Below are 25,817 nucleotides of genomic sequence, written 5' to 3'. Positions count from 1 at the left end.
TCCAAAAATATAGTGCAGATTTTAGTTGTATCAAAAAGAGAAAGAGGTTGTTTCGTGATGAAACAACCTCTTTTATTCTATCCTCAAAGAAATCATTTCTCCACAAGAATACCTACTTCACCAATAGAAGTACAAGGCTGCCCGGTAATTTCAGCAAGCGGTTCAAGTTTGAAATAACGCGCACGATAACTCTTACCAAAACGTACAAAATAAGGAAATGGATTGTGCATAATATTACTGAACTCTCCGGCAACATTACATTGGCTCCACGATTTCCCGTCTATACTTACATAAAACGCATATTTATAGATAGTACCCGACAGATCGTCACCCGTAACAGGCGAATAACTGAACCCTGCAATTTCTATCACCTGTCCCATATCAACCGTCAACGGTTGTAGCGAGGAGGTACGCCAAGCCGTACTTCTATCACCATCAATGGCCAAACGAGCGTTTACATCCCCTTCTACGATATGCCAGTCTTTAGTAGATATATCACTCAACCGCACTGATGTACTCCCATCAACCAGAGGTTCGGCATAAAACAAACCCACCTTCATGATATTTGCTTTTCCACGGGCAGAACGAATGGTGATACGTATCTTATCGACCTTCGTATCAGAAAAACGAATAAGTCGTTTATATCCCACAGTAGTTCCTTCGGCCATGTAACGCCATGAGCCATTGGAATAAGCCTCCACAAGGAAATTTTCTACACGTTGCCCCTTAGCAATATCTTCCTGAATGAGAAGGGTATTTACCAAAGCCCCCCTCTGAACCTCATACGTATGAATATCACCGGAGTACGCTTGCCAATAAAAATTACCTTTCCAAAGGAAATTTGTACCAAAAGTCTTTTTTAAATAAATCGAGAACTCTTTGAGACGTTTTACGTCATGTTCATTTATGAGTCCTCGTCTATCCGGTGGAATGTTAAGCAACAATACTGAATTGTAACCCACGGACTTGAAATAAATATCAGCCAGATGCGCCAAAGACTTCACCTGTTTATCCTGTTCGGCATGATAAAACCACCCCGGACGAATGGAAACATCTACTTCGGAAGGATACCAAAACAATTCCCGAGCACGTGCCACCACATCTCGTCCACCCAAATCTTTGGTTGTTCCAAGGACGCCTAGTTCTTGCCTCAACTGCGCACTACGGGGGTAAGAGCCCGGTGCCAGTACCGTAGCACTCCATTCCGTTTCACGTCCGATACCTTTCTCGTTACCTACCCAGCGTACATCATCTCCCATAATGGCGGTAACAGCTTTCGGTTGTAGACGGCGAATGGTTTTCAAAATAGTATCCCAGTCATAGACTTGCTTTTTACCATTAGGTCCTTCACCATTAGCACCGTCAAACCAAACCTCGTGTACTTCGCCATAGTTGGTCAACAATTCCGTAAGTTGTTCTATAAAGAACCTGTTATAGGCAGGAATATCCCCATAACAAGTAGCATTACGATCCCATGGGGAGAGATAAACACCAAATTTAAGGCCGTATTTATCACAAGCATTACGAAGTTCACGCACAACGTCACCTTTTCCGTCACGCCAAGAACTGGATGCTACCGAATGACGGGTGGTCTTCGTGGGCCACAAACAGAAGCCATCGTGATGTTTCGCCGTAATGATAGCCATCTTGAAACCTCCCTCTTTGAGGGAACGCACCCATTGGTCACAATCCAATTCTACAGGATTAAAAATATCAGGATTCTCCGTACCATCTCCCCACTCCCGTCCTGTGAAAGTATTGATACCAAAGTGTAGAAAAGCGGTCAACTCCATCTGTTGCCACTCTAACTGTTGCGGAGTAGGTACCAAACGGGAAGCCATATCCAATTTTTGTTCTATCGTAGCTCCGGCGGGAAAAACGATATTCTTCTCATAAAAAGTTTCCTGTGCTTGTAAGGCTACAGAGATTATAAAGGCACAATATGCCACTAACAACATTCGTTTCATACGCAAATTCAGATTTAATATCTAATAGAATCATTATACTGTTCTTGCAATACCGCAAGATTAACTTTCAAATCCTCCACCACTTTAGCCATATCGGGACACCCATAGATATTGCGCATCTCAGAAGAATCACTCTTCAAGTCGTAAAGTTCCCATTCATCGATATCATCATAAAAATGAATCAATTTATAACGCTCAGTACGTATCCCGTAGTGTCTCTTCACCATGTGCTCGGCAGGATATTCATAATAATGATAATACAATGCCTTACGCCAGTCGGCCGGTTTCTCCCCCCTCAATAAAGGAACGAGAGAAACGCCATGAATATCTTTGGGAACTTGCACACCTGCAAGTTCCAGGAAAGTCGGTGCATAATCTATATTTTGAACCATTTCATCAATATCCCCTTTATGGTTAAAATCCTTTGGCAAATGCATAATCAAAGGGGTACGCATGGATTCTTCATACATAAAACGTTTGTCAAACCAACCATGCTCGCCCATATAAAACCCCTGATCAGATGTATACACCACCAGCGTATTGTCCAGTAAATCCTCTTTTTTCAGATAATCGAGTACCCGACCTACATTGTCATCCAAAGATTTCACGGTTTTCATGTAATCTCTCATGTAGCGCTGATACTTCCAATTAGCAAGTTCTTTACCTTTAAGATTTTGTTTATAGAAGTCTTCTATTATAGGACCGTAAAATTTATCCCAGGCAGCCCGCTGACCTTCATCCATACGCCCAAGATAGTGTTCATAAAGAGCCTTTAACCGGGTTTGTTTATCAGGACGCAACATCTTCAAATCGTAAATCATATCCATATCTTTCACGATACTCATCTCTTGGGAAGCTGCAGCAGGACGTCCTGCATAATCATCAAAGAAATTATTAGGAAGCGGAAAGGTCTTATCTTCGTAGAGTGCCAGGTTACAGGTATCCGCCAACCAATTGCGATGGATAGCTTTATGATGGATCAAAAGACAAAATGGTTTATTCTTATCCCGCTTATTCTTCATCCAATCTATGGCATCATCCGTTATGATATTCGTCACATAGCCATGTTTCCGTATTTTACCATTGTTCTGAGTAATGAAGTCGGGATTGTAATAATCTCCCTGACCGGGTAGGATTTGCCAATAATCAAAACCGGAAGGCATACTTTCTAAATGCCATTTACCTACAAGCGCAGTTTCATAACCTGCCCGTTGCAAGAGTTTCGGGAAAGTCTGCTGAGAAGAATCGAACACACAAGTCGAGTTATCATAGAACTTATTAGCACAACTGTGTTTACCCGTAATCATACAAGCACGACTCGGCCCGCTCAAGGAATTGGCAACAAAACTATTGGTAAAGCGTACACCATCGGCTGCTATCCTATCTAAATTAGGAGTTTCCATATAGCGATGGTCATAGCAACTCATCATTTGCGCCGTATGATCGTCCGTCATTATATACACAATGTTATACTGTTTCTGTTCTCCACTTTTTTTCTGGGAAACACAAGAATTCATTGAAGCAACGAAAGTGGCACCGGTCAAAGAGTAAAAGATTTTAGATTGTAATGGGTTCATCATAATAGATGTATTAGTTAGAAGAAAAATGAAACAGGTAGTGTTACCTGAAAGTCATTACTATTTTTATGTTCTCGTTTGATAATTACTACCATTTGTTTTACGATATCCGGATGTAAAGCTGCGACATCATGGTCTTCATGAATATCGGTTACAAGATTGTACAAATGAGGAGTACCTTTTTTGACCACCATTTTCCAGTCACCCATACGCACACCTATCTGATCAGTCTCATGGAACTCCCAGTAAAGAAATTCGTGCATCTGTTGCCCATCCTTGCCCAATAATGTAGGAGCAAAGGAGATACCGTCAAAACAATCATCCGCAAGTTTCGTATTGATATACTTTTGGGGAAATGCCTTGTCTCCCACCAGTTCACAGAAAGTCGGCATGATATCATAGAAAGCAAGTTGATGCTGATTTACCGAACCGGCAGGAACATGACCCGGCCAACGTACAATAAAAGGAACTCGGATTCCTCCTTCATAACATTGCCGTTTCAAACCGCGTAACTTACCATCTCTTCCGAAGAAAGCAGGATCGGCTCCTCCCTCTTCATGAGGGCCATTATCACTACTGAATATGACAATCGTATTTTCATCGAGCCCCTTCTCTTTCAGCTTCTCCAAAACCTCACCCACATAGTAATCCAAACGGGTAATCATACCAGCAAACTCGGCATGCGTATGATCTACTGCATTATAACGGGAACCCTCCTGACCTCCCCAAGTTTTATCCACAAAGAATTTCTTTTTATAACCTTTCAAAATGGAATCATTGGGTTGCACCAATTCAGCATGAGGCAATGTATATGTGAAGAGACCATAGAAAGGTTGACCTCCGTCCTGTTTATCAAGCCACTCAAGTGCTTTCCGGTGTATAAGATCGGCTGAATACTGTGAACGCTTCTTGTAATCGTCTCCAAACATCGGATAGTTGATATTATCCTCCATCACAATACGAACAACTCCCGTGTCGCCCTCCAGTTTACTGTACTTATTCAAGAAGTTAGGATAATATAAATGCGCCTGAAACTGGCATATAAAACCATAATATTCATCTATTCCTCTTTTATCGGGCGTAGAACAGGAGCCCTCATAACCACCTGCCCACTTTCCAAACATACCAGTCGTATAACCATTCTTTTTCATTACTTCAGGAATAATTATATGACCTGCATCATAGGGTTCCTGTCCTACCACAGAGAAATCCTTATTGACACCATACTGCATCATTGGAACTCCTCGCCAGTATTCTTTATTTCCTCTTACATGTGTATGTCCTGTATGCTGCCCGGTCATCAATGAAGCTCTTGACGGCGCACTCACCGGACTGCCTGCGTATGCCTGCGTAAATCTCATGCCCTCTTGTGCCATACGATCTATATTCGGGGTATGAATATACTTCTGCCCGTAACAACCTAGATCTCCATATCCCATGTCGTCACACAGAATAAAAATAATATTAGGCTTAAGAGGTTTATTTATTGCGTTACCATATAAAGAAACAGCTAGTAGCCCTGTTCCTAAAGCAAATGTTATGTTTTTCATACGATTAAAAGGCTAGCAAGATTATTAGTGTTATTATCTGCCGCTAAATTACAAATTTATACGGTTTCTCTTATAAACAAGAGCAATATATATTAATTATCAAAAGAGAAAATATAGCTTAAATACGAGTTAAATGAAAAAATAAACCTATAGCAATTCCCCACCAACAAAGCATTTCAGCACATTGTTCATTTTCAACGGAATAAGTAATTAACAAGATGTTGAAAACTTCTACATAAAGTTTTAACTAAAAGATGTGGGGAATTGTGGGGAAATGTGTATTTTTACCGTCGCTTATTATAATAAGGTGATAAATGATACGTTTTTTAGGCAATATTGAAGCTAAGACAGATACAAAGGGACGCGTATTTATCCCTGCCGGCTTCCGGAAGCAACTACAAGCTGTTTCCGAAGAAAGACTTGTATTGCGCAAAGACGTATTTCAGAACTGTCTGGTTCTCTATCCGGAAAGTGTCTGGTTCGCAACACAAAACCAACTTCGGCAGCGGCTAAATAAGTGGAATGCCAAACACCAACAAATCTTCCGACAATTTGTAAGTGACGCGGAAATCATGGTTCCCGACGGGAACGGACGCATCCTCTTACCCAAACGTTATTTACAAATGGCAGGTATACAGAACGATGTACGCTTTATCGGTATGGACAACACTATTGAAATTTGGGCAAAAGAGTATACAGAGCGCCCTTTCATGGCATCGGAAGAATTCAGTGAAGCTTTACAGGATATATTGGGAGATTTAGATTACGAAAATAGTAAAGAGGAGGAAAAAAGTGATAAACTAAAATGATAAAGTGATTTTAGAAAAATAAAGATGAAGGAAGAACTGACATACCATATTCCGGTACTACTATTACCAAGTGTGAACGGAATGAATATCCGTCCCGACGGAACGTACGTAGACGTCACGTTCGGAGGGGCAGGCCATTCCCGCGAAATTTTGTCGAGACTGGGTAATGGAGGTAGATTACTGGGATTTGACCAAGATGAAGATGCGGAGCGAAATATTGTAAACGATCCACACTTTACCTTTGTACGCAGTAATTTTCGTTATCTGCACAACTTCCTACGTTATCACAATATTAGTAAAGTGGATGCTATACTTGCCGATCTAGGGGTGTCTTCCCATCACTTTGACGACAGCGAACGGGGATTTTCTTTCCGTTTTGATGGCGCATTGGATATGCGTATGAATAAACGTGCTGGTATCACCGCCGCCGATGTGGTAAACACATACGATGAAGAACGGTTGGCAAATCTGTTTTACTTGTACGGAGAATTGAAAAATAGCCGAAAATTGGCTACAGTCATCGCAAAAGCCCGTTCTATACAGAAGATAACCACTATCGGTGAATTTCTGGAAATTATCAAACCCCTATTCGGCCGTGAACGGGAAAAGAAGGAGTTTGCCAAGGTATTCCAAGCACTCCGTATAGAAGTCAACCAGGAAATGGAAGCATTGAAAGAGATGCTTTATGCAGCAACTGAAACGTTGAAGCCAGGTGGACGATTGGTAGTTATTACCTATCATTCACTGGAAGACCGGATGGTGAAGAATATCATGAAAACGGGTAACGTAGAAGGTAAAACTGAAAAGGACTTTTTCGGAAATATACAAACACCTTTCCGGTTGATAAACAACAAGGTGATTGTGCCGGATGAAGCAGAGATAGAACGCAATCCTCGTTCTAGGAGTGCTAAACTGAGAATTGCGGAAAAAATAGAAGAATAAGAAACGACAGAGTGGTAATGCTATAAAGTAATAAGTGATGGGTGAAACAAACAATAAACAGGAAGAAAAGAAAACCGAAAAGGTGAAAAAGCATGCTTCGCTGAAAAACATCATTGGAGGTGACATTCTGGCTACGGACTTTTTCCGTCGTCAGACCAAACTGCTTGTACTCATTATGGTACTTATCCTTTTCTACATTCATAACCGTTACGCTGCTCAGCAACAGATGATAGAGATAGACAAACTCAAGAAAGAACTTATTGATATCAAATATGATGCACTGACACGTAGCTCGGAACTAATGGAACGAAGCCGGCAATCGCGTATTGAAGAGTATATCGCAACTAAAGAGAGCGACTTACAAACCTCAACCAATCCACCATACTTACTGAAATAATAGAGAGTTAAAAAAGTGGATAATTGAGAATTAAAACAATTTAAATTGTAAATCTTTAAACCGCAAATAGAATTGGCTGTAAATAAGAAAAATATAATGACCCGTTATTTCTTTGTCGTCCTTATCATGGGACTGGCGGGAATAGCTATTATCGTAAAAGGTACCGTTATCATGTTTGCCGAGCGACAATACTGGCAAGACGTGGCCGATCGTTTTGTGAAAGAGAATGTTACCGTTAAGCCCAATCGTGGAAATATTCTTTCAGCCGATGGCAAGCTGATGGCAAGTTCATTGCCTGAATATCGCATATATATGGACTTCAAAGCCGGTGGCGAGCAAAAAGACACCATGCTCATAAACCATCTTGGAGAGATATGCGAAGGCCTCCACAAAATATTTCCAGATAAAAGTGCTGCCGAATTTAAAAGCCATCTGTTGAAGGGACGTAAGAAAGGAAGCCGCAACTACCTGATTTATCCCAAGCGTATCTCTTATATTCAATATAAAGAGGCTAAACGGTTACCGGTATTCAACTTAAACAAATACAAGGGCGGATTTCACGAACAAGCATACAACCAACGTAAGAAGCCCTTTGGCTCATTAGCAGCCCGTACTTTAGGCGACCTCTATGCCGACACTGCACAAGGTGCAAAAAATGGTATTGAATTAGCATTTGATACCCTATTGAAAGGTCGTGACGGTATTACTCACCGCCAAAAAGTGATGAACAAATACCTGAATATTGTCGATATCCCCCCTGTAGACGGTTGCGATATTATTTCCACAATTGATGTAGACATGCAAGACATTTGTGAAAAAGCCCTTGTCGACAAATTAAAAGAAATCAATGCTAATGTAGGGGTAGCCGTACTTATGGAGGTACAGACCGGAGAGGTAAAAGCTATTGTCAATATGATGAAAGCCGGAGACGGTAATTATTACGAGATGCGTAACAATGCCATCAGTGACATGTTGGAACCGGGTTCTACATTCAAAACCGCTTCTATCATGGTAGCGTTGGAGGACGGTAAAATCACTCCCGATACGGAAGTAGATACCGGCAACGGTATTATGAACATGTATGGCAGTAAAATGAAAGATCATAACTGGTATAGAGGTGGATACGGAAAAATCAATGTGACACGCATTTTGGAGGTATCTTCCAATATCGGCGTTTCCTATCTCATTGATAAATATTATAAGGATAATCCGCAAAAATATGTAGATGGATTGAAACGTATGAGTATCGACCAACCTCTCCACTTGCAAATCGCCGGTGAGGGTAAGCCTAATATTCGTGGTCCCAAAGAACGTTATTTTGCCAAAACTACTTTACCGTGGATGAGTATCGGTTACGAAACACAAGTTCCACCACTGAACATTCTTACTTTTTACAATGCCATTGCCAATAACGGTACCATGATACGCCCAAAATTTGTAAAAGCTGCCGTAAAAGATGGCGAGATAATAAAAGAGTTTCCTACGGAAATTATCAATACAAAGATATGTTCTGACCGTACTTTGACACAAATCCGTGAGATACTGCACAAAGTGGTTTCCGAAGGACTTGCAAAACCGGCCGGAAGCAAGCAGTTTGCAGTGGCAGGCAAGACAGGAACGGCACAAATTTCGCAAGGGGTCTCCGGTTACAAATCCGGACGGGTGAATTATCTTGTTAGTTTCTGCGGATATTTCCCGGCAGAAGCACCCAAATATAGTTGTATAGTTTCCATACAGAAGCCAGGACTTCCCGCATCCGGTGGTCTGATGGCAGGTAGTGTATTTGGGAAAATAGCCGAAAGAGTTTATGCTAAAAACTTGCGGTTTGACATCCGTAGTGCTATAGATAGTACTACCAATGTGATACCTACTGTAAAATCAGGAAACCTTAACGAAGCATTGTATGCGCTGAACTCGTTGAACATTCCCACTCAACACCAACTCAACAAAGAAAAAGGAAAAGAGTTATGGGGACATGTGCAAGCTACCCCATCAGTGATAATATTACAAAACCAAGGAAAAGACTCGAGTACGGTACCCAGTGTGATAGGTATGGGCGCAAAGGATGCCGTCTATTTACTGGAAAGTAAAGGATTGAAAGTAAGACTGAATGGGGTAGGACGAGTCAAGAGCCAGTCGATAGCAGGCGGAAGCCGGATTATAAAAGGCCAAACCATACTATTGACAATGCACAATTAAGAATGAATAATTATCATGTAATATTATATATAATAAATAAGGTATAAAGAAATTAAGTAATTAACGGATAATTGTCAATTATCAATTAATAAAAGGTATGAAATTAAGCGAATTACTAAAGACGATACAACCGGTACAAATCATCGGAAGTACGGATATAGAGATAACTAGAGTGAACATCGACTCTCGTCTGATAGAAGCCGGACACCTGTTTATGGCTATGCGCGGCACTCAAACCGATGGACACGCCTATATCCCCGCAGCCATAGAGAAAGGCGCTGTTGCCGTACTTTGTGAAGATGTACCGGAAAAGCCTAAAGACAGTATCACCTATATCCAAGTAAAAGACAGCGAAGATTCGGTAGGCAAAATAGCAACTCTCTTCTATGGCGACCCTACTTCTAAAATGGAATTGGTAGGTGTAACCGGAACAAACGGTAAAACTACCATCGCTACCTTATTATATAATACGTTCCGTTACTTTGGATATAAAGTAGGACTGATTTCTACCGTATGTAATTACATCGACGACCAGCCTATACCTACGGAACATACCACTCCCGATCCTGTCACACTGAACCGCCTATTAGGAGAGATGGCCGATTCCGGCTGCAAATATGCATTTATGGAAGTAAGTTCCCACTCCATCGCTCAGAAACGTATCAGCGGATTGAAATTTACCGGGGGGATCTTTACCAATCTGACACGTGACCATTTAGATTATCATAAAACTGTTGAGAATTATCTCAAAGCTAAAAAGAAGTTCTTCGACGATATGCCTAAGAACGCATTCAGCCTGACAAATTTGGATGATAAAAACGGATTGGTAATGACGCAGAACACACGCTCCAAAGTCTATACCTATTCGTTGAGAAGTCTCAGCGACTTCAAAGGAAAGGTATTAGAATCTCATTTTGAAGGTATGTTGCTCGACTTCAATAACCACGAGCTGGCTGTAAACTTCATCGGCAAGTTCAATGCCAGTAACCTGCTGGCAGTATTCGGAGCTGCCGTATTGCTGGGTAAGAAAGAGGAAGACGTGCTTATCGCCCTCAGCACCTTGCACCCCGTAACCGGAAGATTTGATGCCGTACGTTCTCCCAAAGGTTTCACCGCCATTGTAGATTACGCCCATACCCCGGATGCACTTGTCAATGTATTGAATGCCATCCATGGAGTATTGGAAGGCAAAGGAAAAGTAATCACTGTAGTCGGTGCCGGGGGTAACCGTGATAAAGGCAAGCGCCCCATTATGGCCAAAGAAGCTGCCAAAGCCAGTGACCGCGTCATTATTACTTCCGATAATCCGCGCTTTGAAGAACCTCAAGATATCATCAACGATATGCTTACCGGACTGGATAAAGACGATATGCAAAAGACACTCAGTATTGTCGACCGGAGGGAAGCCATCAAAACAGCCTGTATGCTGGCACAGCCAGGTGATGTTATTCTCGTTGCCGGAAAGGGACACGAGAACTATCAGGAGATTAAAGGGGTGAAACATCACTTCGATGATAAAGAGGAATTAAAAGCGATAATGTTTTAAAGTGATAAGGCGACATAAAACTACCATCACTCTAAAAGTAAATTGAAAAATTATGTTATATTATTTATTTCAATGGTTAGATAAATACGATTTCCCCGGAGCTGGTATGTTCGGTTATACATCCTTCCGGGCATTGATGGCAATCATTCTGGCATTACTCATATCGAGTATCTGGGGTGATAAGTTCATTAACCTGTTGAAACGGAAACAAATCACTGAAACGCAGCGTGATGCCAGTATCGATCCGTTCGGAGTAAATAAAGTAGGCGTCCCGAGTATGGGTGGGGTTATCATCATCTTCGCCATCCTCATCCCATGCTTGTTACTGGGTAAGTTGAGCAATATCTACATGATACTGATGTTAATTACCACCGTTTGGTTAGGTTCTTTGGGTTTTGCCGATGATTATATCAAGATATTCAAGAAAGATAAGGAAGGTCTGCACGGTAAGTTCAAGATTATCGGCCAGGTAGGTTTGGGACTGATTGTAGGTTTAACACTCTATCTGAGCCCGCAGGTTGTTATCCGCGAAAACATAGAGATACAGCAACCTAACGGACAAATAGAAGTGGTACATGCCGCCAAAGAAATCAAAGCTACACAAACCACCATCCCGTTCTTCAAAAGCAATAACTTCGATTATTCCGACCTCGTAGGTTTTATGGGCGAACATGCCCAAACCGCAGGATGGGTACTGTTCGTCATCATCACCATCTTCGTGGTCACTGCCGTATCCAATGGTGCCAACCTGAACGACGGCATGGATGGCATGGCGGCAGGAAACTCTGCCATCATCGGATTAACTTTGGGAATATTGGCATACGTATCCAGTCATATTGAATACGCAGGTTATCTGAATATCATGTATATTCCCGGCTCTGAAGAACTGGTAATCTTTATCTGTGCCTTCATCGGTGCCCTTATCGGTTTTTTGTGGTACAACGCCTATCCGGCGCAGGTATTCATGGGTGATACAGGTAGCCTGACCATCGGCGGCATCATTGCCGTATACGCCATCATTATTCACAAAGAACTGTTGATACCTATTCTTTGTGGAATATTCCTGGTAGAAAACCTATCAGTTATTCTGCAACGGGTCTACTACAAAGCAGGCAAACGAAAAGGAGTAAAACAACGTCTTTTCAAGCGAACACCGATACACGATCATTTCCGTACCAGTATGAACCTGATCGAGCCAGGATGCAAAGTTGTATTTACCAAACCTACACAGTTGTTCCATGAATCGAAAATTACCGTCCGCTTCTGGATTGTAACGATTGTACTGGCAGCAATAACGATTATAACATTGAAAATCAGATAAGGTGATAGAGTGATAGAATTATAGGGGCGATAGTGCAATGTCATTTTAGAACATTATCACACTATCGCATTAACACAATTATTAATATGAGTAGAATTGTAGTATTAGGAGCAGGTGAAAGCGGCGCAGGTGCTGCTGTACTCGCCAAAGTGAAAGGTTTCGACACGTTCGTCTCCGACATGTCTGCCATTAAAGACAAATACAAGGAACTGCTGAACAAGTATGACATTACTTGGGAAGAAGGGAAACACACCGAAGAGATGATACTCAATGCCGATGAAGTGGTGAAAAGTCCCGGTATCCCCAACGATGCTCCACTTATTCTTAAACTGAAAGAAAAAGGTACACCTATTATCTCCGAAATAGAGTTTGCCGGACGCTATACAGATGCCAAGATGATTTGTATAACGGGATCGAACGGTAAGACCACTACTACCTCGCTCATTTACCACATCTTTAAGAGTGCGGGACTGAACGTAGGCTTGGCAGGAAATATCGGGAACAGTCTTGCCCTGCAAGTGGCAATAGAGAAACACGATTACTATGTCATCGAGCTGAGTTCCTTCCAACTCGACAATATGTATAATTTCCGTGCCAATATCGCCGTATTGATGAACATCACTCCCGACCATCTGGACCGTTACGACCACTGCATGCAAAAATATGTGGATGCCAAGTTCCGTATCACACAAAATCAGACGTCTGAAGATGCCTTCATCTATTGGAACGACGACCCCATCATCCGCCGGGAGCTTGCCAAACATGGCTTGAAAGCGCACCCCTATCCTTTCTCTGCCGTAAAAGAAGATGGTGTTATAGCCTACGTGGAAGACGGAGAAGTGGAAATCAACGAACCGATTGCTTTTAACATGGAACAAGAGGAGTTGGCGTTGCATGGCACACACAACTTATATAACTCTCTGGCCGCTGGAATATCCGCCAACCTTGCCGGTATCCGTAAAGAAGATATCCGCAAGGCCTTGTCAGATTTCAAAGGCGTGGAGCATCGTCTTGAAAAGGTTGCTACCGTACGTGGCATTCACTTCATCAACGACTCTAAAGCAACAAATGTAAACTCTTGCTGGTATGCCTTACAAAGCATGACTACCCGAACAGTGCTTATCCTCGGCGGTAAAGACAAAGGTAACGATTATACCGAAATAGAAGATCTTGTACGCGAAAAGTGTTCTGCTTTGGTGTACTTGGGATTACACAATGAAAAGCTGCACGAGTTCTTCGACCGCATGGATCTGCCCGTAGCAGATGTGCGGACAGGAATGAAAGATGCAGTAGACGCAGCCTATAAGTTGGCAAAAAAAGGAGAGACAGTATTACTCAGCCCTTGTTGCGCCAGTTTCGACCTTTTCAAAAGCTATGAAGACAGAGGTGACCAGTTCAAGAAATATGTAAGAGAGTTATAAAAGTGATAAAGTGATAAAATAATAAAATGATAGAGTAATATCACATCACCACATTATTTATGGATTTATTAAAGAGCATATTCAAAGGGGACAAAGTAATCTGGATTATCTTTCTTGTCCTTTGTCTCATCTCCATAACGGAGGTGTTCAGTGCTGCCAGTACGCTTACTTATAAGAGTGGTGACCACTGGGGACCGATTACACAACACAGCATCATCCTAATGGTGGGTGCCGTAGTTGTAGTCCTAATGCACAACATACCTTACAAATGGTTCCAGGTATTTCCCGTTTTCTTGCTACCGGCATCAGTAATACTGTTGGCACTTGTTATGATGATGGAGCGCATAAACGGTGCTGCCCGTTGGATGACGTTCATGGGCATACAGTTTCAACCGTCGGAGGTGGCAAAAATGGCGGTCATCATCGTCACGGCATTTATTCTCTCCAAAGGACAGGACGAAAACGGCGCCAGTCCCAAAGCTTTCAAACGTATCATGATAATCACCGGTATCATATGTCTACTCATTGCGCCCGAAAACTTATCTACTGCCGCTCTACTGTTCGGAGTCGTCTTTCTGATGATGTTCATCGGTCGTGTGGCTATAAAAAAACTCCTGATACTGGCAGGCAGTCTGGCGGGAGTAGCCATTATTGCCGTAGCCTTTCTGGTGGTAACCAAGAACAGCGATCTGCCTTTCCTACACCGTTTTGATACCTGGCGTGCCCGTATTGAGAAATTTACCAGCAATGAAGAAGTGCCTGCCGCCAAATTCGATATAGATAAAGATGCACAAATAGCTCATGCCCGTATTGCCGTTGCTACCAGCAATGTAGTAGGCAAAGGTCCCGGGAACTCCGTTCAACGTGACTTCCTGAGCCAGGCTTTCTCCGATTTCATCTTTGCCATTATCGTCGAGGAACTCGGATTGGTTGGCGGAATTGTCGTGGTTTTCCTCTATATCTGCCTGTTGATACGTGTAGGGCGTATTGCCAAAAAGTGCGACCGCACCTTTCCCGCTTTCCTCATCATAGGTATCGCCTTGTTGTTGGTGTCACAGGCCATTTTCAACATGATGGTAGCCGTAGGCCTTGCCCCCGTAACGGGACAACCACTTCCGCTCATCAGCAAGGGAGGTACATCTACGTTAATAAACTGTGCCTATATTGGTATGATACTAAGCGTGAGCCGATATACAGCCAAACTGGAAGAGCAAAGAGCACATGACGCCCAAATCACCATGCAGATAGAAACCGGCAATACAGATGAAACCGCCAACAGTGATGCGCAAACTGCCGCCGAACCTACTGCCAAAGTGCTGAACAGTGATGCCGAGTTCGAATAAGCGGAGTTTGGAATAACAGATAGACGAATATATGGATATAATGTATTGAATATTGATAGAGTATGCCAAGTATTCATACGAATTCTAATAAAACAAGATATGGAAACAATTAATAATAAGCCACGCATCATCGTCAGTGGAGGAGGTACGGGAGGACATATCTTCCCTGCTGTATCCATTGCCAACGCCATAAAAGAGTTGTGCCCCGACGCGGAAATTCTTTTCGTAGGAGCAGAAGGGCGTATGGAAATGCAGCGTGTCCCCGATGCCGGATATAAAATTATCGGATTGCCTGTAGCCGGTTTCGACCGTAAACGACTGTGGAAGAACTTCGCCGTATTGATAAAGTTGGTACGTAGTCAATGGAAAGCCCGCAAAATAATCAAGGAATTCCGCCCACAGGTAGCCGTAGGTGTAGGTGGTTATGCCAGCGGTCCCACCTTGAAAACAGCAGGCATGATGGGCGTTCCTACCCTGATACAAGAGCAAAACTCCTACGCAGGCGTCACCAATAAGTTACTTGCTAAGAAAGCCTGTAAGATATGTGTAGCTTACGAGGGCATGGAAAAGTTCTTCCCTGTGGAGAAAATCATCATGACCGGTAACCCGGTGCGCCAAAACCTGTTGGAACATTCCATTTCTCATAAAAAAGCTGCAGACTATTTCGGTTTAAATCCCGCTAAGAAAACCATTCTCATACTGGGTGGCAGTCTTGGTGCACGTACCATCAATCAAACATTGACGGAAGGATTGGAAATCATCCGTAACAATCCTGACATACAATTCATCTGGCAAACCGGAAAGATATACATCGAACAGGTGAGAGACGCTATCACCACAGTAACGGGAGAAACCGTACATCATCCTCATATCAACGCCATTCCCAACCTATACGTGACAGATTTCATCAAAGACATGGCAAGTGCATACTCCGTAGCCGACCTTGTCATTTCACGTGCCGGTGCAGGTTCCATCTCGGAATTCTGCCTGTTACGCAAACCGGTCATTTTGGTACCCTCGCCCAATGTGGCAGAAGACCATCAGACCAAGAATGCCCTGGCGCTCGTCAATAAGGATGCAGCCATCTACGTGAAAGATTCCGAAGCCAAAAACAGATTGCTACCCGTAGCGCTGGAAACCATAGCCAATGCTGAGAAGCTGGAAAGCCTGAGCGATCATATCGCCAAATTGGCATTGCCCGACTCAGCGATTATTATAGCGAAAGAGGTACTGAAACTCATAAAATAAACAATAGCATTGAAAGCAACTTAATAAAACAATGAAAGATATAGATATAATCAAATCCGTTTATTTCGTCGGTGCCGGTGGCATTGGCATGAGTGCCCTGATACGCTACTTCCTCTCCAAAGGTAAGTTTGTTGCAGGTTACGACCGTACTCCGAGCGAGCTGACCGGACACCTGATAGCCGAAGGCGCCCAGATACATTATAAAGAAGACGCCAGCCTCATCCCCGAAAGCTGCAAAGATCCGGTAACGACTTTAGTAGTCTATACCCCCGCCGTACCGCAAGAGCATGCCGAACTGGCCTATTTCCGCGAGAACGGTTTCGAGATACTGAAACGCTCTCAAGTATTGGGTATCATTACCCGCAGTAGCAAAGGACTTTGTGTAGCCGGTACGCATGGAAAGACCACTACCAGTACAATGGCCGCCCATCTGTTACATCAGTCCCACGTAGGCTGTACCGCCTTCCTTGGTGGTATCTCCAAGAATTACGGTACTAATCTTCTGCTGTCACAAACCAGTCCCTATACTGTCATCGAAGCTGATGAGTTCGACCGTTCTTTCCATTGGCTTTCCCCCTATATGAGTGTTATCACCGCTACCGATCCCGATCATCTGGATATCTATGGAACAGCAGAAGCCTATCTCGAAAGCTTCCGCCACTACACTACCCTTATCCAACCGGGAGGTGCCCTGATTCTTCACAAAGGCCTGACCGTTAAACCAGAGGTACAACCGAGTGTCAAGACCTATACCTATTCCCGTAACGAAGGCGATTTTCATGCCGAGAACATCCGTATCGGAAATGGTGAAATATTCATTGATTTTGTTGCCCCGGACACCCGTATCAATGATATCCAATTAGGTGTACCCGTCAGTATCAACATCGAAAATGGTGTAGCCGCCATGGCACTTGCTCACCTGAATGGAGTTACCGACGAAGAAATAAAACAAGGTATGGCCAACTTCCATGGTGTAGATCGCCGTTTCGACTTCAAATTGAAGAACAATCAAATCGTATTCCTCAGTGACTATGCCCACCACCCTGCCGAAATAGCTCAAAGCGTGAAGTCCATCCGTGAGTTGTATCAAGACAAGAAGATAACCGCCATCTTCCAACCCCATCTCTATACCCGCACCCGCGATTTCTACAAAGACTTTGCCGACAGCTTGTCTTTGTTGGATGAGGTAATCCTGACGGAAATTTATCCGGCACGCGAACAACCCATCCCCGGTGTCACCAGCCGTCTGATATACGACAATCTGCGCCCGGGCATCGAGAAATGTATTTGCAAGAAAGAAGAAGTACTGAACCTGCTATCTCAGAAACCTATCGAGGTATTGATAGTACTGGGAGCAGGTGATCTTGATAATTATGTACCCGAAATAGCCGAACTGCTCAAGCAGAGAATGAAGATATGATAAAACGGATTTTACTTTCTATCGTCCTGTTGCTTGTCATTGCCTATCTGGTAGTGGCTATCACCGCTTTCAACCGAAAACCTGCCGGTCTGGTGTGCCGTGATGTAGAGCTGGTTGTCAAAGACTCGGTGTATGCCGGCTTCATCACGAAAAAGGAAGTAGCCGCCATACTGGAAAAGAAAGGTATCAGCCCCATCGGTAAAGACCTGGACCGCATCCGCACCAAGACTTTGGAACAGATATTATCCAAACATCCGCTTATCGACCGCGTGGAATGTTACAAGACTCCCAGTGGCAAGCTCTGTATCGAAGTAACCCAGCGTATTCCCATTTTGAGGATCATGAGTTCCAACGGCGAAAATTACTATCTGGACAACAAAGGTACCGTGATGCCACCCGATGCAAAGTGTGTGGCGCACCTCGCAGTTGTAACCGGAAATGTAGAAAAGTCGTTTGCCATGAGGGATTTATATAAGTTTGGTGTATTTTTGCAAAGGAATTTGTTTTGGGATGCACAGATTGAACAAATTCACGTACTGCCGGGTAGAAATATCGAATTGGTGCCGCGTGTCGGTGATCACATCATCTACCTCGGTAAGCTGGACGGCTTTGAACAGAAATTGAAGCGGGTCAAGGCTTTTTACGAAAAAGGATTAAACCAGGTGGGCTGGAACAAATACTCCCGTATCAGCGTTGAGTTTGGTAACCAGATTATCTGCACAAAAAGAAAATAAGAGGATTGGCTATTTACGATTTAATAGTCTAAATTTTTGATAGTTGAATAACTCCTTCTTGAGTAATGCAGTAAATAGTAAATAGTAAATAGTAAATCGTTAAACAGTAAATAAATAGATATGGCAACAACAGATTTTATCGCCGCTATTGAGTTGAGTTCTTCCAAGATTTCCGGCATCGCCGGAAAGAAGAACAGTGACGGAAGTATCCAGGTGTTGGCTTATGCTCGTGAAGATGCCTCTTCGTTTATACGCAAAGGTATCATCTACAACATCGATAAAACCGCACAAGCCCTGACTTCCATCATCAACAAACTGGAAAGCCAGTTAAACAACTCTATCGCTAAAGTATATGTAGGCATCGGCGGGCAGTCACTGCGCACAATCAAAAATGCGGTAAGCCGTACACTGGAAGAAGAAGGCATCATCTCGCAGGAACTGGTGGACTCCATCTGTGATGAAAATCTTGAAGTTCCTCTGGCAGACATGAGTGTACTGGATGTAGCCCCTCAGGAATATAAGATAGACAACAACCTGCAAGTAGATCCGGTAGGGGTAGCAGGTCAACATATCACCGGTCAGTTCCTCAATATTGTTGCCCGTGCTTCGCTCAGAAAAAACCTGGAATACAGCTTTGAGTCGGCCAAAGTGGAGATTGCGGATTTACTCATTGCCCCCACCGCCTTAGCTAATGCCGTATTGACGGAAAATGAAATGCGGTCGGGTTGTGCTTTGGTAGATTTCGGTGCCGATACCACTACCATCTCCGTATATAAAAATAACATCCTCCGCTACCTGAGTGTATTGCCGCTGGGTGGAAACAATATCACCCGTGACATCACCTCCCTTCAAATGGAAGAAGAAGATGCCGAAAAGCTGAAACTGCAGTACGGCAACGCTCTTTACGAAGAAGAGGAAGAAACGGAAACACCCGTTGTATGCACGCTGGAAGACGGACGTACCATCGAACTGGCTATTCTGAATAGTATCGTAGAAGCCCGCACGGAAGAAATCCTCGCCAATGTGTGGAACCAGTTACAGTTGTCCGGTTACGAAGACAAGCTGTTTTCCGGCGTAATCTTTACCGGTGGCAGCGCCAACCTTAAAAACACCGAAGAAGCGTTCCGCAAACTGAGCAAGATAGACAAGGTCAAAACCGTGAAGTTTGTGCATAACACCATCCACGGTTATAGCGACGTGCTTCGCAAAGACGGTATGCAGAATACGCTGCTGGGACTCCTTGCCGCCGGTAACGAAAACTGCTGCATGCAAGAGACCAAGTCCGCACAATCGAGCAGCAACGTACCCCCCAAACCTGTTGACATGTTTGGTGATGATGAAACCCTGAAAGAACAGGAAGCCGCTGCCCGCGCAGCCAAAGCACAACGTGAGAAGGAAGAGAAAGAACGCAGAGAGAAAGAACGTAAAGAGCGCGAGAAAAAGGAGAAAGAGAAGAAGAAAGGTCCAAGCTGGTTTGAAAAGACTTTCAACAAACTCTCCAACGAGATTTTCTCAGACGAGGACATGAAGTAATAAAGTGGATTAGAAAATTAAATTATTATGGACGATATAGTACAATTCGATTTCCCGACTGACTCACCGAAAATCATCAAAGTCATTGGTGTGGGTGGAGGTGGCGGCAATGCCGTAAACCACATGTACCGGGAAGGTATACATGATGTGACGTTCGTGCTGTGTAACACAGATAACCAGGCATTGAAGGACTCCCCTGTACCGGTCAAGTTACAACTGGGTAAGGAAGGACTGGGTGCCGGCAATCGTCCCGCACGTGCCCGCAAGGCTGCGGAAGAAAGTATCGAAGACATTAAAAACATGCTGAACGACGGTACTAAAATGGTATTCATCACTGCCGGTATGGGCGGTGGTACGGGTACAGGTGCCGCCCCCATCATCGCGCAGACTGCCAAGGAAATGGATATACTGACCATCGGTATCGTCACCATCCCGTTCCGTTGGGAAGGCGACAAGAAGATAGACCAGGCACTGGACGGTGTAGAGGAAATCAGTAAGCACGTAGATGCATTGCTGGTTATCAACAACGAAAAGCTGAGCGAAATATACAGTGAACTCTCCGTAGACGATGCCTTCGACAAGGCAGACGATACGCTCTCGGTAGCCGCCAAAAGCATTGCTGAGATCATCACCCTGCACGGAAAGGTCAATCTCGACTTCAACGACGTCAAGACCGTACTGAAAGACGGCGGTGTAGCCATCATGAGTACCGGATATGGTGAAGGAGACAACCGTGTAAGCATGGCTATCCAGAACGCCCAACATTCTCCATTGCTGAACAACAATGATATTTTCAACTCCAAGAAGGTATTGCTCAATATCTCCTACAGTTCACAACATAAACTGATGATGAGTGAAATGGACGAGGTTAAAGAATTCATGAACCGATTCAGCCGCGACTTCGAGACCAAATTCGGTATGGCTATCGATGACAAACTGGAACAAAAAGTGAAGATTACCTTGCTTGCCACCGGTTTCGGTATCCAGGATATCCACATGAAGGAAATGGACGACCGCATCACACAGCGTACCGCCGAAGAACAAAAGCGCCTTGCCGAACTGGAGGAGGAAGAAGAACAGAAACGTAGCCGCCGCGAAGTGTATTACGGCAAGGATGCCAACATCAAATACCAACGTACCCGACGTCGCCACATCTATCTCTTCAATCCCGAAGACTTGGATAATGCCGACATCATCAGCATGGTAGAAAATTCCCCCACTTATACACGCGACAAGAGTACACTCGCCGCCATCAAGACCAAAGCCGAAGAAGAGGGGCAACTTGCTACTAAAGAGGCACAAGAGACGGAAGCAGGAACCGGTGAAGGGGGAATTATCACTTTCTAAATGATAACTATAAAACAACTTTAAAACAATATATCTTATGGACTTATTTGAGAAAGTCAGCGAAGACATTAAAACCGCAATGAAAGCCAAAGACAAAGTAGCTCTCGACGCCTTGAGAAATGTAAAGAAAGTGTTCCTTGAAGCTAAAACCGCTCCGGGAGCAAACGATACTCTTAGCGATGCAGATGCTTTGAAGATTATCCAAAAACTAGTAAAGCAAGGTAAAGACTCCGCCGGAATGTATATAGAACAAGGCCGTACGGATTTGGCAGATGCCGAGATGGCGCAAGTAAAAGTGATGGAAGCCTATCTGCCCAAGCAAATGACCCCTGAAGAACTGGAAATTGCCTTGAAAGAAATCATTGCCGAAACAGGTGCCACAAGTGGCAAAGACATGGGTAAAGTAATGGGCGTAGCCAGCAAAAAGCTCGCCGGACTTGCCGAAGGTCGTGCCATCTCAGCCAAAGTAAAGGAACTGCTGGGATAAAAAAAACGCTGAAACAAAAGTCGTTTATACCATAACTTGCCGCCATCCTTTTGCGATAAATTCCTAAAAATTATCGTTAAGGATGGCGGCAAGTTTTTTCTGCCTCCTCTTCCCCAAAACTTATCCTTATCCTGCGTGAGGGCTGCCATTACTCTATATTAAGCTCATTTATCCACTAAATCCTCTCGCTTTTCTCACTCCAAACACTACACCTATTGCACTGGTAAAGAATGCCATGAAGTTTCCTGCCCATAGGGAACGAGCGTTTCCTTTCATGGGAACAAGAATTTCCGTTAATGGAAACGACAGTTTCCTACAATGGGAACCGCAGTTTCCTACAATGGGAACGGGCGTTTCTCTTTATAGAAACGGAAGTAACCCTTCATGGGAACGGGAATAGATGAACACAGACTAATCGAATAACTCCTTCAGTACTTCCAAAGACTTCAATATGGGGAAATCCGGCAGATGCAAACGGTAATACTCATTCATTATCATCAGACAACGCGCACGCTCTGTACGGTTCATCGTGAAAAGGTGCATGGTTTCATAATTCATGCGCATCAGCATCGTCAGGCGGGAAGATTCTTCGGGACCGATATAGTGAGAATGAAGTTGCGGACGCAATGAAGTGAAGCACGCATTCTGCAAATCAAAATAATCGCCGTTGGAATAATTTTCCAGATTGGGGTACAAACCGAGAAACCGGGACAAACGCATCAGAAAGACCAAATGAAAATTGGTAAATCCCGCACGGCATTCGTCCAACCAGATGATGGAATGTTGCAGATAAGCAAAGAGGGGACGGTTCTCCGTCTCCTCACGAACAGCCCGGTACAGAAATTCCGAGAGAAAAAGGGCAATGGCAGATTTATAAGGATCGTAAGGGAGCGTGGAAAACGGATAAAAAGACTTTGCCTCCTTTATCTTATATATAGAGGTATTGGAACGGAAATCGGCTTCCAACTCCACTAAAGCCAATGGCTGGAAAAGTACCGGCCTCACTGCCGCCTTGCGCGAACGGGGTACAGACACCATAAAAGACGCCCTTCCGACTACCTCCGTATATATATCTACAATCATAGAGGTATCTTTGTATTTAAGGGTATGCAACACAATACCCAGCGTTTTCTGTAACATTTCCGGTTTCTTATCTGATTTCAATCCGATAACAAAGCTATAAAAAAAGAACGAAACAATGCAGAAGAAACAGGAAGAAATAAAAAAACGATAGGAAAAGGATAAAAAAATGAAAGCACATATCGCACTGATAATCAAATAATAAAACGAAGAAAACACAAAAATAGAGAAGAATAGTATTATTTTTTCTTAGGAATGTTTTGGTAATTCAAAAATAGTTTCTACCTTTGCAACCGCAAACGAAAGAAATGCCGGATGCAAGAGCGGAAACGCTCACTACAGGATGGCCCGTTCGTCTATCGGTTAGGACGCAAGATTTTCATTCTTGAAAGGGGGGTTCGATTCCCCCACGGGCTACAATTAAAAAAATAAACGAATTAAAAAAGATTAGTCGAGATGGCAAATCACAAATCATCACTGAAGAGAATCAGACAAGAAGAAACCAGAAGACTTCACAACAGATATTATGGCAAAACCATGAGAAATGCTGTTCGTAAGCTTCGTGCGACTACAGATAAAGCTGAAGCTACAGCTATGTTTCCCGCACTTACAAAAATGTTGGATAAATTGGCAAAGACTAATGTTATTCACAAAAACAAAGCAAACAACTTAAAATCTAAGTTGGCGCTTTACATCAATAAGTTGGGTTAAGCAAACCGATTACACAAAAGATATAAGAAGCTGGACTTTTCAGTCCGGCTTTCTTTGCGTTCTAACCATCCATCCGGCATATCCCCCTACCATTTTCCACGGTGCAAAAAAGCCGTAAACGACCCAAATTTCTCTATTCGTTTAGCATCCTATCTCAAGAAATTTCACTATATTTGCTCTGTTATTACATTAAGTAAAATTAGATTATGACTGAAGAAGAAAAGATAAACGGCGAAAACAATTATTCGGCCAGCAACATCCAAGTATTGGAAGGTTTAGAGGCTGTACGTAAACGTCCCGCCATGTATATCGGCGACATCAGCGAAAACGGCTTGCACCATCTGGTGTATGAAGTAGTAGATAACTCCATTGACGAAGCAATGGCTGGTTACTGCGACCACATTGAGGTCACCATCAACGAAGACAACTCCATCACCGTACAAGACAACGGGCGCGGTATTCCCGTAGACTTCCACGAAAAAGAACAAAAATCCGCATTAGAAGTTGTAATGACCGTACTACATGCCGGTGGTAAATTCGACAAAGGTTCCTATAAGGTTTCCGGCGGTCTTCACGGTGTGGGTGTATCGTGCGTAAACGCGCTTTCCAAACACATGACTACCCAGGTGTTCCGTAACGGCAAGATTTACCAGCAAGAATACGAATTCGGCAAGCCGTTGTATTCCGTTAAGGAAGTAGGGACTTGCGATCTATCTCTCACAGGTACCAAGCAGGTCTTTTGGCCGGATGATAGTATCTTCACTGTTACCGAATACAAATACAGCACTCTTCAGTCACGCCTACGCGAACTTGCTTATCTGAACAAGGGTATCAGCATTACGCTGACCGACCTCCGTACAAAAGATGAAGAAGGCAATCCGCAAACCGAACTATTCCATTCCGAAGAAGGTGTGAAAGAATTTGTGCGTTACCTGAACAGTAATAACACACCACTCTTTGATGATGTAATTTATCTGAATACAGAAAAAGCAGGTGTACCCATCGAGTGTGCCATCATGTACAATACTGGTTACCGCGAAAATCTGCACTCTTACGTTAACAACATCAATACCAAAGAAGGCGGTACGCACGAAGGCGGTTTCCGTGCCGCACTGACACGTGTATTGAAGAAATATGGCGAAGACACCTGCGCTAAACAATTGGAGAAAGCCAAAGTGGAAATATCAGGTGAAGACTTCCGTGAAGGTCTGATAGCCGTTATCTCCGTAAAAGTAGCTGAACCCCAATTTGAAGGGCAGACCAAAACGAAGCTGGGTAACAGCGAAGTAAGTGGTGCTGTCAATCAAGCAGTGGGTGAGGCCTTGAATTATTATCTGGAGGAACATCCTAAAGAAGCCAAACTGATTGTAGAAAAAGTAATTCTTGCCGCCACCGCCCGTGTTGCTGCCCGTAAAGCCCGCGAATCGGTACAACGCAAGTCACCGATGTCAGGCGGTGGTATGCCGGGTAAGTTGGCCGACTGTTCCAGCAAGGATCCGGATGAATGTGAATTGTTCTTGGTCGAGGGTGACTCGGCAGGCGGTTCTGCCAAGCAAGGACGTAACCGCACGTTCCAAGCCATTCTGCCGCTTCGCGGTAAAATCCTGAATGTAGAGAAAGCCATGTGGCATAAAGCATTCGAAAGCGACGAAGTAAATAACATCATCCAAGCATTGGGTATACGTTTCGGTGTAGACAGCGAAGACAGCAAAGAGGCGAATATAGATAAGTTGCGCTACAAAAAAGTGATTATTATGACCGATGCCGATGTCGATGGTTCTCACATCGACACGTTGATTATGACGCTTTTCTTCCGTTACTTCCCACAAGTTATCCAACAAGGGTATCTGTATATTGCTACTCCTCCGCTCTATCTTTGCACAAAGGGCAAGGTAAAAGAATATTGTTGGACAGACCAACAGCGTCAGAAGTTTATCGACACTTACGGTGGCGGTTCGGAAAATGCAATTCATACCCAACGTTACAAAGGTTTGGGTGAGATGAATCCGGAACAGTTATGGGAAACAACCATGAATCCGGAAAACCGTATGCTGAAGCAGGTACATCTTGAAAGTGCCGCCGAAGCAGATTATGTCTTCTCCATGCTGATGGGTGAAGATGTTAGCCCGCGCCGCGATTTCATTGAAGCTAATGCAACCTATGCAAATATAGACGCTTAACAAGG

At 43.6% G+C, this 25,817-nt stretch carries 21 protein-coding genes and 1 tRNA gene; 18 read left to right on the top strand and 4 right to left on the bottom strand.

Going from position 1 to position 25,817, the window contains the following annotated elements; translation table 11 throughout:
- Nucleotides 1-92: 92 nt before the first annotated feature.
- Genes DXC10_RS02915 through DXC10_RS02905 form a run of 3 tightly spaced genes read right to left on the bottom strand, consistent with a single transcriptional unit; the run spans nt 93 to nt 5,094 of the window.
- Nucleotides 93-1,967 (bottom strand): alpha-L-fucosidase, encoded by a 1,875-nt coding sequence (locus DXC10_RS02915; RefSeq protein ID WP_117737295.1) that lies wholly within the window; start codon nt 1,965-1,967, stop codon nt 93-95.
- Between the two features lie 14 nt (nt 1,968-1,981).
- The gene (locus DXC10_RS02910; RefSeq protein ID WP_187120664.1) at nt 1,982-3,544 is read right to left on the bottom strand and encodes a sulfatase; all 1,563 of its coding nucleotides are present in this window, start codon (nt 3,542-3,544) and stop codon (nt 1,982-1,984) included.
- Nucleotides 3,545-3,561: 17 nt separating this feature from the next.
- Nucleotides 3,562-5,094, bottom strand: coding sequence for an arylsulfatase (locus DXC10_RS02905; RefSeq protein ID WP_117737293.1), 1,533 nt, complete (start codon nt 5,092-5,094; stop codon nt 3,562-3,564).
- A 314-nt stretch (nt 5,095-5,408) separates the two neighbouring features.
- Here DXC10_RS02905 and mraZ point away from each other — a divergent pair, with 314 nt between their 5' ends.
- The 15 genes from mraZ (at nt 5,409) to DXC10_RS16615 (ending at nt 22,241) form a co-directional block, all read left to right on the top strand.
- Entirely contained in the window at nt 5,409-5,903 is a 495-nt protein-coding gene (gene mraZ / locus DXC10_RS02900; RefSeq protein ID WP_101542227.1) for a division/cell wall cluster transcriptional repressor MraZ, read from the top strand.
- A 24-nt stretch (nt 5,904-5,927) separates the two neighbouring features.
- On the top strand, nt 5,928-6,845 hold the full coding sequence (gene rsmH, locus DXC10_RS02895) for a 16S rRNA (cytosine(1402)-N(4))-methyltransferase RsmH (protein WP_101542226.1): 918 nt from the start codon (nt 5,928-5,930) through the stop codon (nt 6,843-6,845).
- 37 nt (nt 6,846-6,882) lie between these two features.
- On the top strand, nt 6,883-7,242 hold the full coding sequence (locus tag DXC10_RS02890; protein WP_101542225.1) for an FtsL-like putative cell division protein: 360 nt from the start codon (nt 6,883-6,885) through the stop codon (nt 7,240-7,242).
- A gap of 96 nt (nt 7,243-7,338) precedes the next feature.
- Nucleotides 7,339-9,441 carry a penicillin-binding protein gene (locus DXC10_RS02885; RefSeq protein WP_101542443.1) on the top strand — a complete coding sequence of 701 codons (2,103 nt, stop codon included), beginning with the start codon at nt 7,339-7,341 and terminating at the stop codon, nt 9,439-9,441.
- A 97-nt stretch (nt 9,442-9,538) separates the two neighbouring features.
- A complete protein-coding gene (locus DXC10_RS02880; protein WP_101542224.1) occupies nt 9,539-10,987 on the top strand; it encodes a UDP-N-acetylmuramoyl-L-alanyl-D-glutamate--2,6-diaminopimelate ligase in 1,449 nt (482 codons plus the stop codon).
- 52 nt (nt 10,988-11,039) lie between these two features.
- Nucleotides 11,040-12,308 (top strand): phospho-N-acetylmuramoyl-pentapeptide-transferase, encoded by a 1,269-nt coding sequence (gene mraY, locus DXC10_RS02875; RefSeq protein WP_101542223.1) that lies wholly within the window; start codon nt 11,040-11,042, stop codon nt 12,306-12,308.
- Between the two features lie 86 nt (nt 12,309-12,394).
- A complete protein-coding gene (gene murD / locus DXC10_RS02870; protein ID WP_101542222.1) occupies nt 12,395-13,729 on the top strand; it encodes a UDP-N-acetylmuramoyl-L-alanine--D-glutamate ligase in 1,335 nt (444 codons plus the stop codon).
- Nucleotides 13,730-13,788: 59 nt separating this feature from the next.
- The gene (locus tag DXC10_RS02865; protein WP_101542221.1) at nt 13,789-15,072 is read left to right on the top strand and encodes an FtsW/RodA/SpoVE family cell cycle protein; all 1,284 of its coding nucleotides are present in this window, start codon (nt 13,789-13,791) and stop codon (nt 15,070-15,072) included.
- Nucleotides 15,073-15,171: 99 nt separating this feature from the next.
- Nucleotides 15,172-16,320, top strand: a complete 1,149-nt coding sequence (gene murG, locus DXC10_RS02860; RefSeq protein WP_101542220.1) for an undecaprenyldiphospho-muramoylpentapeptide beta-N-acetylglucosaminyltransferase — start codon at nt 15,172-15,174, stop codon at nt 16,318-16,320.
- 31 nt (nt 16,321-16,351) lie between these two features.
- Nucleotides 16,352-17,740 carry a UDP-N-acetylmuramate--L-alanine ligase gene (gene murC, locus DXC10_RS02855; RefSeq protein WP_101542219.1) on the top strand — a complete coding sequence of 463 codons (1,389 nt, stop codon included), beginning with the start codon at nt 16,352-16,354 and terminating at the stop codon, nt 17,738-17,740.
- Nucleotides 17,737-18,474 (top strand): cell division protein FtsQ/DivIB, encoded by a 738-nt coding sequence (locus DXC10_RS02850; protein WP_101542218.1) that lies wholly within the window; start codon nt 17,737-17,739, stop codon nt 18,472-18,474. The genes murC and DXC10_RS02850 overlap by 4 nt, the downstream gene beginning before the upstream one ends.
- A gap of 120 nt (nt 18,475-18,594) precedes the next feature.
- The gene (gene ftsA / locus DXC10_RS02845) at nt 18,595-20,007 is read left to right on the top strand and encodes a cell division protein FtsA (RefSeq protein ID WP_101542217.1); all 1,413 of its coding nucleotides are present in this window, start codon (nt 18,595-18,597) and stop codon (nt 20,005-20,007) included.
- A gap of 27 nt (nt 20,008-20,034) precedes the next feature.
- A complete protein-coding gene (gene ftsZ / locus DXC10_RS02840) occupies nt 20,035-21,354 on the top strand; it encodes a cell division protein FtsZ (RefSeq protein WP_101542216.1) in 1,320 nt (439 codons plus the stop codon).
- Nucleotides 21,355-21,391: 37 nt separating this feature from the next.
- Nucleotides 21,392-21,841, top strand: a complete 450-nt coding sequence (locus tag DXC10_RS02835; protein ID WP_101542215.1) for a GatB/YqeY domain-containing protein — start codon at nt 21,392-21,394, stop codon at nt 21,839-21,841.
- Nucleotides 21,842-22,115: 274 nt separating this feature from the next.
- Nucleotides 22,116-22,241 (top strand): hypothetical protein, encoded by a 126-nt coding sequence (locus DXC10_RS16615; protein WP_255419769.1) that lies wholly within the window; start codon nt 22,116-22,118, stop codon nt 22,239-22,241.
- Nucleotides 22,242-22,252: 11 nt separating this feature from the next.
- Here DXC10_RS16615 and recO read toward each other — a convergent pair whose 3' ends face one another.
- Nucleotides 22,253-22,981, bottom strand: coding sequence for a DNA repair protein RecO (recO, locus tag DXC10_RS02830; protein WP_117737292.1), 729 nt, complete (start codon nt 22,979-22,981; stop codon nt 22,253-22,255).
- Nucleotides 22,982-23,266: 285 nt separating this feature from the next.
- On the opposite strand from recO, the gene DXC10_RS02825 reads away from it, so the two are divergent.
- The 3 genes from DXC10_RS02825 to gyrB all read left to right on the top strand — a co-directional run bounded on the left by DXC10_RS02825 (nt 23,267) and on the right by gyrB (nt 25,812).
- Nucleotides 23,267-23,338: transfer RNA gene (locus DXC10_RS02825), tRNA-Glu, on the top strand.
- 39 nt (nt 23,339-23,377) lie between these two features.
- Nucleotides 23,378-23,632: a 30S ribosomal protein S20 gene (gene rpsT, locus DXC10_RS02820; protein ID WP_101542213.1), complete on the top strand. Its 255-nt coding sequence runs from the start codon at nt 23,378-23,380 to the stop codon at nt 23,630-23,632.
- Nucleotides 23,633-23,838: 206 nt separating this feature from the next.
- The gene (gene gyrB, locus DXC10_RS02815) at nt 23,839-25,812 is read left to right on the top strand and encodes a DNA topoisomerase (ATP-hydrolyzing) subunit B (protein ID WP_101542212.1); all 1,974 of its coding nucleotides are present in this window, start codon (nt 23,839-23,841) and stop codon (nt 25,810-25,812) included.
- The last annotated feature ends 5 nt before the right edge of the window (nt 25,813-25,817 follow it).

Origin of the sequence: Bacteroides sp. OM08-11 (genome assembly GCF_003438665.1) — a bacterium.
Lineage (GTDB): Bacteria > Bacteroidota > Bacteroidia > Bacteroidales > Bacteroidaceae > Bacteroides > Bacteroides cutis.
This window is presented reverse-complemented; position numbering and strand designations above follow the sequence as displayed.

Bases quoted from the DNA above. Each gene is read 5' to 3' on its own strand.
- DXC10_RS02915 (WP_117737295.1), bottom strand. From the start codon at position 1,967: ATGAAACGAATGTTGTTAGTGGCATATTGTGCCTTTATAATCTCTGTA.
- ftsZ (WP_101542216.1), top strand. From the start codon at position 20,035: ATGGACGATATAGTACAATTCGATTTCCCGACTGACTCACCGAAAATC.
- recO (WP_117737292.1), bottom strand. From the start codon at position 22,981: ATGTTACAGAAAACGCTGGGTATTGTGTTGCATACCCTTAAATACAAA.
- DXC10_RS02880 (WP_101542224.1), top strand. From the start codon at position 9,539: ATGAAATTAAGCGAATTACTAAAGACGATACAACCGGTACAAATCATC.
- ftsA (WP_101542217.1), top strand. From the start codon at position 18,595: ATGGCAACAACAGATTTTATCGCCGCTATTGAGTTGAGTTCTTCCAAG.
- mraY (WP_101542223.1), top strand. From the start codon at position 11,040: ATGTTATATTATTTATTTCAATGGTTAGATAAATACGATTTCCCCGGA.
- murG (WP_101542220.1), top strand. From the start codon at position 15,172: ATGGAAACAATTAATAATAAGCCACGCATCATCGTCAGTGGAGGAGGT.
- murC (WP_101542219.1), top strand. From the start codon at position 16,352: ATGAAAGATATAGATATAATCAAATCCGTTTATTTCGTCGGTGCCGGT.
- DXC10_RS02835 (WP_101542215.1), top strand. From the start codon at position 21,392: ATGGACTTATTTGAGAAAGTCAGCGAAGACATTAAAACCGCAATGAAA.
- DXC10_RS02865 (WP_101542221.1), top strand. From the start codon at position 13,789: ATGGATTTATTAAAGAGCATATTCAAAGGGGACAAAGTAATCTGGATT.
- DXC10_RS02850 (WP_101542218.1), top strand. From the start codon at position 17,737: ATGATAAAACGGATTTTACTTTCTATCGTCCTGTTGCTTGTCATTGCC.
- DXC10_RS02890 (WP_101542225.1), top strand. From the start codon at position 6,883: ATGGGTGAAACAAACAATAAACAGGAAGAAAAGAAAACCGAAAAGGTG.
- DXC10_RS02905 (WP_117737293.1), bottom strand. From the start codon at position 5,094: ATGAAAAACATAACATTTGCTTTAGGAACAGGGCTACTAGCTGTTTCT.
- rpsT (WP_101542213.1), top strand. From the start codon at position 23,378: ATGGCAAATCACAAATCATCACTGAAGAGAATCAGACAAGAAGAAACC.
- mraZ (WP_101542227.1), top strand. From the start codon at position 5,409: ATGATACGTTTTTTAGGCAATATTGAAGCTAAGACAGATACAAAGGGA.
- DXC10_RS02910 (WP_187120664.1), bottom strand. From the start codon at position 3,544: ATGAACCCATTACAATCTAAAATCTTTTACTCTTTGACCGGTGCCACT.
- DXC10_RS16615 (WP_255419769.1), top strand. From the start codon at position 22,116: ATGGGAACAAGAATTTCCGTTAATGGAAACGACAGTTTCCTACAATGG.
- DXC10_RS02885 (WP_101542443.1), top strand. From the start codon at position 7,339: ATGACCCGTTATTTCTTTGTCGTCCTTATCATGGGACTGGCGGGAATA.
- murD (WP_101542222.1), top strand. From the start codon at position 12,395: ATGAGTAGAATTGTAGTATTAGGAGCAGGTGAAAGCGGCGCAGGTGCT.
- gyrB (WP_101542212.1), top strand. From the start codon at position 23,839: ATGACTGAAGAAGAAAAGATAAACGGCGAAAACAATTATTCGGCCAGC.
- rsmH (WP_101542226.1), top strand. From the start codon at position 5,928: ATGAAGGAAGAACTGACATACCATATTCCGGTACTACTATTACCAAGT.